This window comes from Streptomyces sp. NPDC059524 (assembly GCF_042749255.1).
Classification (GTDB): domain Bacteria; phylum Actinomycetota; class Actinomycetes; order Streptomycetales; family Streptomycetaceae; genus Streptomyces; species Streptomyces xanthii.
This window is the reverse complement of sequence record NZ_JBHYTK010000266.1, coordinates 1-6,184: the sequence shown is the minus strand read 5'-3', so window position 1 is coordinate 6,184 and position 6,184 is coordinate 1. Positions and strand designations below refer to the sequence as shown.

At 70.8% G+C, this 6,184-nt stretch carries 6 protein-coding genes; all 6 read left to right on the top strand.

Annotation, left to right across the window (positions count from 1 at the left end):
• The first annotated feature begins 84 nt into the window (after positions 1 to 84).
• Complete coding sequence (gene ruvC, locus ACFW9D_RS37625) at positions 85 to 633, top strand: crossover junction endodeoxyribonuclease RuvC (protein WP_188340001.1); 549 nt, start codon at positions 85 to 87, stop codon at positions 631 to 633.
• On the top strand, positions 630 to 1,241 hold the full coding sequence (gene ruvA / locus ACFW9D_RS37620; RefSeq protein WP_188340002.1) for a Holliday junction branch migration protein RuvA: 612 nt from the start codon (positions 630 to 632) through the stop codon (positions 1,239 to 1,241). The genes ruvC and ruvA overlap by 4 nt, the downstream gene beginning before the upstream one ends.
• Positions 1,242 to 1,329: 88 nt before the next feature.
• Positions 1,330 to 2,406, top strand: a complete 1,077-nt coding sequence (ruvB, locus tag ACFW9D_RS37615; protein WP_188340003.1) for a Holliday junction branch migration DNA helicase RuvB — start codon at positions 1,330 to 1,332, stop codon at positions 2,404 to 2,406.
• A 181-nt stretch (positions 2,407 to 2,587) separates the two neighbouring features.
• Positions 2,588 to 3,082, top strand: coding sequence for a preprotein translocase subunit YajC (gene yajC / locus ACFW9D_RS37610; protein WP_384629917.1), 495 nt, complete (start codon positions 2,588 to 2,590; stop codon positions 3,080 to 3,082).
• A gap of 149 nt (positions 3,083 to 3,231) precedes the next feature.
• Positions 3,232 to 5,013 carry a protein translocase subunit SecD gene (gene secD, locus ACFW9D_RS37605; RefSeq protein ID WP_384629920.1) on the top strand — a complete coding sequence of 594 codons (1,782 nt, stop codon included), beginning with the start codon at positions 3,232 to 3,234 and terminating at the stop codon, positions 5,011 to 5,013.
• A 1-nt stretch (position 5,014) separates the two neighbouring features.
• Positions 5,015 to 6,136, top strand: a complete 1,122-nt coding sequence (gene secF / locus ACFW9D_RS37600) for a protein translocase subunit SecF (protein WP_188340005.1) — start codon at positions 5,015 to 5,017, stop codon at positions 6,134 to 6,136.
• Positions 6,137 to 6,184: the final 48 nt, after the last annotated feature.

The window sequence follows — 6,184 nt, the reverse complement described above, 5'->3', positions numbered from 1 at the left end:
ACGGGACACACCCCGTCGGCCCGCCGCTTTGTCAGTGGCACCCGATAGCCTGCGCAAACAGGCGATCGAAAGTGGGGGCGTGGCGTGCGTGTACTGGGCGTGGACCCGGGGCTCACCCGGTGCGGGGTCGGCGTGGTCGAGGGGGTGGCGGGCCGGCCGCTGACCATGCGCGGCGTCGGCGTCGTACGGACGCCGCCGGACGCCGAGCTCGGCCTGCGCCTCGTCGCCATCGAGCAGGGCATCGAGCAGTGGCTCGACGAGCACCGGCCCGAGTTCGTCGCCGTCGAGCGCGTGTTCAGCCAGCACAACGTGCGCACGGTGATGGGCACCGCGCAGGCCAGCGCCGTCGCCATGCTGTGCGCCTCACGCCGCGGCATCCCCGTCGCCCTGCACACCCCCAGCGAGGTCAAAGCCGCCGTCACCGGCAGCGGCCGCGCCGACAAGGCCCAGGTCGGCGCCATGGTGACCCGGCTGCTCCGGCTCGACGCGCCGCCCAGACCGGCCGACGCCGCCGACGCGCTCGCCCTCGCCATCTGCCACATCTGGCGCGCTCCCGCGCAGAACAGACTCCAGCAGGCCGTCGCACTCCACTCCGCCAAAGCAACGCACGCATCGAAAGGCCGAACCGCATGATCGCCTTCGTGAGCGGCCCCGTCGCCGCCCTCGCCCCTGACGCCGCGGTGGTCGAGGTCGGCGGGATCGGCATGGCCGTCCAGTGCACGCCGAACACACTGTCCGGCCTGCGGATCGGCCAACAGACCAAGCTCGCCACCTCCCTCGTCGTCCGGGAGGACTCGCTCACCCTGTACGGCTTCGCCGACGACGACGAGCGGCAGACCTTCGAGCTGCTCCAGACCGCCAGCGGCGTCGGCCCCCGCCTCGCCCAGGCCATGCTCGCCGTGCACACCCCCGACGACCTGCGCCGCGCCGTCTCCACCGGGGACGAGAAGGCCCTCACGGCCGTCCCCGGCATCGGCAAGAAGGGCGCCCAGAAGCTCCTCCTGGAGCTGAAGGACCGGCTCGGCGAGCCCCTCGGCACCGCGCGTCCCGCGATCGGCACCGCCGTCACCACCGGCTGGCGCGAGCAGCTGCACGCCGCGCTCATCGGGCTCGGCTACGCCACCAGAGAGGCCGACGAGGCGGTCGCCGCCGTCGCCCCGCAGGCCGAGGCCGCCGAGGGCACCCCGCAGGTGGGGCAGCTCCTCAAGGCCGCGCTGCAGACGCTCAACCGCACGCGCTGAGCACCGCCCCGGGGGACACGCCGAAGGTCCCCGGAGGCCCCCCAGAAGACGCCGCCCGCCCCCGATCCCGTAACGCGAGGCACAGAACATGAACTGGGACGAGACGACCGACGCCGCCGAGCCGCAGGCCGACCGGCTCGTCGGTGCGGCCGCCGACGGCGAGGACCAGGCCGTCGAGGCGGCCCTGCGCCCCAAGGACCTGGGCGAGTTCATCGGCCAGGAGAAGGTCAGGGAGCAGCTCGACCTCGTGCTGCGCGCCGCCCGCGCGCGCGGCGCCACCGCCGACCACGTCCTGCTCTCCGGCGCCCCCGGCCTCGGCAAGACCACCCTCTCCATGATCATCGCCGCGGAGATGGGCGCCCCGATCCGCATCACCTCGGGTCCCGCCATCCAGCACGCCGGCGACCTCGCCGCGATCCTCTCCTCCCTCCAGGAGGGCGAGGTCCTCTTCCTCGACGAGATCCACCGCATGTCGCGGCCCGCCGAGGAGATGCTCTACATGGCGATGGAGGACTTCCGCGTCGACGTCATCGTCGGCAAGGGCCCCGGCGCCACCGCCATCCCCCTCGAACTGCCCCCGTTCACCCTGGTCGGCGCCACCACGCGCGCGGGCCTGCTGCCGCCCCCGCTGCGCGACCGCTTCGGCTTCACCGCGCACATGGAGTTCTACGAGCCCACCGAGCTGGAGCGCGTCATCCACCGCTCGGCGAACCTGCTGGACGTGGGCATCGACCCGCACGGCGCCGCCGAGATCGCCGGCCGCTCGCGCGGCACGCCCCGTATCGCCAACCGGCTGCTGCGCCGCGTCCGCGACTACGCGCAGGTCAAGGCCGACGGCCACATCACCCAGGACATCGCCGCCGCCGCGCTCGGGGTGTACGAGGTGGACGGGCGCGGCCTCGACCGGCTCGACCGGGCCGTCCTGGAGGCGCTGCTCAAGCTGTTCGGCGGCGGACCCGTCGGCCTGTCCACGCTCGCCGTCGCCGTGGGGGAGGAGCGCGAGACGGTCGAGGAGGTCGCCGAGCCGTTCCTCGTCAGGGAGGGTCTGCTGGCCCGGACCCCCCGCGGACGCGTCGCGACGCCGGCCGCCTGGGCGCACCTCGGGCTCACGCCGCCGCAGGCAAGATCGGGTGCAAGCGGACAACAGGACCTGTTCGGGGCGTGACGGCGCGGGTACTCGCCGGGCCAGGAACCCCGGTGGGATGCTGAGCGTTGTTCCCAGATGGCGGACTCGCTTAGACTCCGCCGACGTCGTCCTTCTGGTTTCGCTGGTTCCGGACGACGGCCGACCCCCGAAACCGACAAGGCCGCACCCCGGCGCGGTCGCCTGAAGGAAGTTCCCACCCGTGAGTCTCGCAGCCCTCCTCCCGTTCGTTGTGCTCATCGGGGCCATGTTCCTGATGACCCGGTCTGCCAAGAAGAAGCAGTCGCAGGCCGCGCAGATGCGCAATGAGATGCAGCCCGGTTCCGGCGTCCGCACGATCGGGGGCATGTACGCCACGGTCAAGGAGGTCAACGAGGACACGGTCCTCCTCGACGCCGGCCCCGGCGTCCACCTCATGTTCGCGAAGAACGCGATCGGTGCCGTGCTCTCCGACGACGAGTACAACCGCATCGTGCACGGCGTCGAGGCCGACGCCGAGCTGACCGACGACGCCGTCGTGCCGGACGACGCGTCCTCCCTCACCGAGACCGACGAGACCGCCGCCGCCGACGACGCGCGCATCGACCTCGGCAAGAAGGACGAGCCCGTCGAGGCCGAGAAGGCCGACGAGGCCCCCAAGGCCGACGACGCCGACGCCGAGCCGAAGAAGACCGACGGCGAGTCCGACGCGAAGTAGCCACGACCACCTCCGTGGGGCCCGCCACCGCGTGCCCCACGGTCCTGGTTCGTGCGTGATCCGCGCGGATTCTCGACCATTTCGTGGCCGTCCGGGCAGTCCGGGGCACGCAACCCGATGCCGGACGGATGGAGAGGGAGTACGAGAAGGTGGCCACACCTAAAAAGAGCCGAGGGGCGGGGGCGCAGAGCAAGCCGGGCCGCGCCCTGAGTCTGATCGTGATCGTCATGGTCGCGCTCGTCGGTGGGATGTTCATCTCCGGTACGTTCACGCCCCGCCTCGGCATCGACCTCGCGGGCGGCACCAGCATCACGCTGCAGGCCAAGAACGAGCCGGGCAAGCCCAACGCGATCAACAAGACCAACATGGACACCGCGGCGGACATCATCAACCGCCGCGTCAACGGCATGGGTGTCTCCGAGGCCGAGGTCCAGACGCAGGGCAACGACAACATCATCGTCAACATCCCGCGGGGCACGAACCAGAAGCAGGCGCGCGAGCAGGTCGGCACGACCGCGCAGCTCTACTTCCGTCCCGTCCTGACGGTGGCCGCAGGTGCTCCCGCGGCGGACAACTCCGCCAGCCCGTCCCCGAGCGCCTCCTCCGGCGACAAGGCGACCGGCAAGCCGACGGACAAGGCCACGGACAAGGCCGGGCAGCAGGCGACCGACGGAAGCTCCGCCTCCGCGACGCCCTCCGCCACCTCGCAGGGCCGCGCCGTCACCGACGGCCTGAAGGCCGACGCGACGCCGAGCGCCGGCGCGAGCGACAAGCCCTCCGCCAAGGCGAGCGACAAGCCCGCCGCGTCCCCGACGCCGGACAAGGCCACCAGCGCCCTGCAGAAGAAGTTCACCGAGCTGGACTGCACCGACAAGGCCGCCCGCACGACGGTCAACGAGGGCGCCAAGCCCTCCGACACGATCATCGCCTGCGGCGAGGACGCCCCGGGCCAGTGGTCGAAGTACATCCTCGGCCCGTCCGAGGTGAACGGCAAGGACGTCAAGAAGTCCCAGGCCGTGATCAACCAGCAGTCGGCCCAGTGGGTCGTCAACATGGAGTTCACGGGCTCCGGCTCCAAGAAGTTCGCCGCGATCACCAGCAAGCTCTCGGCGCAGCAGTCCCCGATGAACCAGTTCGCCATCGTCCTCGACGGCGACGTGGTCTCCGCGCCCAGCGTCCGCACGACGCTCAGCTCGAACGCCGAGATCTCCGGCAACTTCAACCAGCAGTCCGCCCAGGACCTGGCCAACGTGCTGTCCTACGGCGCCCTGCCGCTCACCTTCCACGAGCAGAGCGTCACCTCGGTGACCGCCGCGCTCGGCGGCGAGCAGCTGCACGCCGGGCTCATCGCCGGCGCCATCGGCCTCGCCCTGGTCGTGATCTACCTGGTCGTCTACTACCGCGGCCTGTCGATCGTCGCCCTAGCCTCGCTGCTGACCTCCGCGATCCTCACGTACACGCTGATGACGCTGCTCGGCCCGGCCATCGGCTTCGCGCTGAACCTGCCGGCGGTCTGCGGTGCGATCGTCGCCATCGGTATCACCGCCGACTCGTTCATCGTGTTCTTCGAACGGATCCGGGACGAGATCCGCGAGGGCCGCTCCGTGCGACCCGCCGTGGAGCGCGCCTGGCCGCGTGCCCGCCGCACGATCCTCGTCTCCGACTTCGTGTCCTTCCTCGCCGCCGCGGTGCTCTACATCGTGACCGTCGGCAAGGTCCAGGGCTTCGCGTTCACGCTGGGTCTGACCACCCTGCTCGACGTCGTCGTGGTCTTCCTCTTCACGAAGCCGCTCATGACGATCCTGGCCCGCGGGAAGTTCTTCTCCGGCGGACACAAGTGGTCCGGCCTCGATCCCAAGCGCCTCGGCGTCCAGCCCCCGCTGCGCCGCACGCGCCGCGCCGCCCGCCCTGTCGACCCGAAGGAGGCGTGAGATGTCGAAGCTCGGCACTCTCGGCGCCAAGCTGTACAACGGTGAGGTCGGCTACGACTTCATCGGCAAGCGCAAGCTCTGGTACGGCGTCTCGATCCTGATCACCATCACGGCCATCGTCGGCCTCGTGGTGCGCGGCCTGAACATGGGCATCGAGTTCGAGGGCGGCGCCGTCTTCACCACCCCGAAGACGACCGTCTCCGCCGCCAAGGCGGAGGAGTACGCGGAGAAGGCCTCCGGTCACGACGCGATCGTGCAGGAGCTGGGCAACGGCGGCCTGCGCATCCAGGTCGCCGGCGTCGACACCGCGAAGTCCGACCAGATCGCGGACGAACTGTCCAAGGACATGAACATCCCCGCGGACAAGATCAACGCGGATCTGGTCGGTCCCAGCTGGGGCGAGACGATCGCCAACAAGGCATGGCAGGGCCTGGCCATCTTCATGGTCCTCGTCGTGATCTATCTGGCGATCGCCTTCGAATGGCGGATGGCGCTGGCCGCGCTCATCGCCCTGATCCACGACATCACCATCACCGTGGGCGTGTACGCCCTGGTGGGCTTCGAGGTCACCCCGGGCACGGTGATCGGTCTGCTCACGATCCTCGGTTACTCGCTCTACGACACGGTCGTCGTCTTCGACTCCCTCAAGGAGCAGACGAAGGGCATCGAGAAGCAGACCCGCTGGACCTACAGCGACATCGCCAACCGCTCGATCAACGGCACGCTGGTCCGCTCGATCAACACCACGGTCGTGGCGCTGCTCCCGGTCGCCGGCCTGCTGTTCATCGGCGGCGGCTTCCTCGGCGCCGGCATGCTGAACGACATCTCGCTGTCGCTCTTCGTGGGTCTGGCCGCCGGCGCGTACTCGTCGATCTTCATCGCCACCCCGCTGGTCGCCGACCTCAAGGAACGCGAGCCGAAGATGAAGGCCCTCAAGAAGCGGGTCCTCGCCAAGCGGGCCGCCGCCTCGGCCCAGGCCGACAGCGGCCCCGTCGTCGGCCACCAGGCCGAGGGCGAGTTCGCCGACGAGCCGGAGGACGCGGCTCCCGCGGGCGCCGGTCCGCGCAACCAGCCGACGTCCCGAGGCCGCGGCCGCGGACGCCCCTCGGGCAAGCGCCGCTGACCGGCGGACCACCGCAGCGCACACGGGCGCCAGGAGCCGACGAGGCTC

Excerpts from the sequence above, each read along its gene's own strand:
- secF (WP_188340005.1), top strand. The coding sequence starts at position 5,015 with ATGTCGAAGCTCGGCACTCTCGGCGCCAAGCTGTACAACGGTGAGGTC.
- ruvB (WP_188340003.1), top strand. The coding sequence starts at position 1,330 with ATGAACTGGGACGAGACGACCGACGCCGCCGAGCCGCAGGCCGACCGG.
- ruvA (WP_188340002.1), top strand. The coding sequence starts at position 630 with ATGATCGCCTTCGTGAGCGGCCCCGTCGCCGCCCTCGCCCCTGACGCC.